Genomic DNA, 1839 nt, shown 5'->3' with positions numbered 1-1839 from the left:
GCCAGGAAGCCCGTCAGGACGAGGAGCCCGACCACCCATTGGACGGCCGCCGACTCGTACCACGGGCCCGTGCCCGTCGCACGGCTCGTCACCGTCTGCGGCGGGGCTTCGGCGGCGGTGGACAACGGTGGGTGGCCGGCTGCGACTTGGCGCGTCCAGGTGGTCATCGCGTCGAGGTAGCCGGGGCCGTCGACGCCGTCGGTCGTGCGACGGCCGGTGTGGCCTGCGCCGGGGACGAAGCCGATGGTGGCGTGGCCGTTGCCGGCCCTGGCCAGTTCGGTCCGGAAGATCTCCGCGCTCTCCCGTGGCGGGACGACGGTGTCGTGCTCGCCCCACAGGGCCAGCACCGGTTGGCGCAGGTGTGCCAGTGCGGGCAGCGGGTCGTGGCCGCCCTCGGGGAACAGGCCCGACGCGTCGAGCAGGCGGGTGAGCGGGCCGTCGACGGCGCGGCGAAGCGAGCCGGGGGCGCCGCGGTGGGCGAGTTGGGTGTCGAGGCCCCACAGCTGGGTGCGCAGGGGTGTCAGGCCGGGGCCGCCGATGGTGACGACGAAGGCGACGCGGGAGGAACGGTTCGCCACGACCGGCGCCACCCAGCCGCCCTCGCTGAAGCCCCACAGGCCGACGGCGGACGGCTGGACGCCCGGGCGGGAGCGCAGCAGGTCCACGCCGGCCGACGCGTCGTCGGCGAGGAGGCCGAAGTCGCGGTGGAGGGTGGAGTAGCCGGTGGTGCGCTTGTCGTAGACCAGGGCCGCGATCCCGGCCCGCGCGAAGCCCTCGGCCTCCGGGAGGTACTCCTCGCGCGGGCCGGGTCCGCCGCCGCCGATCAGGACGACGCCGGGAAGGACGTCGTGGCGCCCGGCCGGTTCGAGGACCGTTCCGTGCAGGGTGAGCCCGCCGCCGCCCGCGAAGGTGACCTCGGTGCGGACCAGGTCGTCAGGGGCGGCGTGGGCGGCAGCGGCGGGCACGGTCATGAGCAGCGCGAGCAGGAGCGCGGTCAGCAGACGGGCAGCGCTCCGGCGTATCGACGGGAGCCGGGCTGCCATGCCCGCAACCTACAGATCCGCGCGGAGCACGGGCAAATGCCCGCGGAAGCCCGTCAGACGAAGAACAGCCTCTCCCGCACCGCGGCCACCCGCTCGTCGTCCCCGAGGTCCTCGTACAGGGGCAGCGCCTCGCTCCACGCCTCCCGGGCGGCCCCGACGTCGCCGGCCACGAGCAGCGCCTCCCCCAAGGCGTGGACGGCGTCGGCGAGTAGGCGTTTGTCGCCGACGAAGCGGAGCAGCCGGACCTCCTCGCGATGGCCCTCGACCGCCCGCGCGACCTCGCCCCGGTCCAGGTGAACCTTGGCCAGGCGCCCGAGCAACTGGGCCAGCCCGCGCCGGTCGCCGACCTTGCTGCTGTCCGCCCGGGCCGCGGCGGCGACCGTCCGGTTGTCCTCGATCGCCAGCAGGTAGTAGCGCTCGGCCTCGTCGAGGTCGCCCATGTCGTGGTGGACGAGGCCCAGGTTGGCGTAGGCGCTCCCCCGGCCGCCGATCGCCCCCGACCGCTCGAAGACCTCCAGGGACTCCCGGAACGCCGCGATGGCCTTCCCGTGGTCTCCGCGACGGAGGTGCAGGTAGCCGGTGTTGAGCAGGACGGGCCCCACCCGTACCCAGTCCCCGAGCTCCCGCAGGATCGTGATGGCGCTGCGGTAGCACCGCTCGGCGTCGTCCAGCCGGTCCACCTGGCGGTAGGCCAGGCCCAGGCCGCACAAGACCAAGGTCGCCAAGCTCACGAGCGCCCAGGTCCGCGTGATCGCCACCACCAAGATGCCCGACCTGAACGCCAACGACCTGGACG

General features: G+C 74.4%; 2 protein-coding genes and 1 pseudogene. 1 reads left to right on the top strand and 2 read right to left on the bottom strand.

What is annotated here, in order from left to right; all coding sequences use genetic code 11:
- Both AB0O00_RS37605 and AB0O00_RS37600 read right to left on the bottom strand, forming a co-directional pair.
- On the bottom strand, nt 1–1043 hold a 1043-nt coding region (locus AB0O00_RS37605; protein ID WP_363659186.1), incomplete at its 3' end, for a prolyl oligopeptidase family serine peptidase.
- A 53-nt stretch (nt 1044–1096) separates the two neighbouring features.
- On the bottom strand, nt 1097–1723 hold the full coding sequence (locus tag AB0O00_RS37600) for a tetratricopeptide repeat protein (protein WP_363659187.1): 627 nt from the start codon (nt 1721–1723) through the stop codon (nt 1097–1099).
- Nucleotides 1724–1745: 22 nt separating this feature from the next.
- On the opposite strand from AB0O00_RS37600, the pseudogene AB0O00_RS37595 reads away from it, so the two are divergent.
- Nucleotides 1746–1839: pseudogene (locus tag AB0O00_RS37595) on the top strand (50S ribosomal protein L11); the annotation flags it as partial.

Origin of the sequence: Kitasatospora sp. NPDC093558 (genome assembly GCF_040683475.1) — a bacterium.
In the GTDB taxonomy this organism is placed as follows: Bacteria; Actinomycetota; Actinomycetes; order Streptomycetales; family Streptomycetaceae; genus Kitasatospora.
Note: the sequence above shows the minus strand (reverse complement) of the source record. Positions and strands in the feature narration are given on the sequence as shown.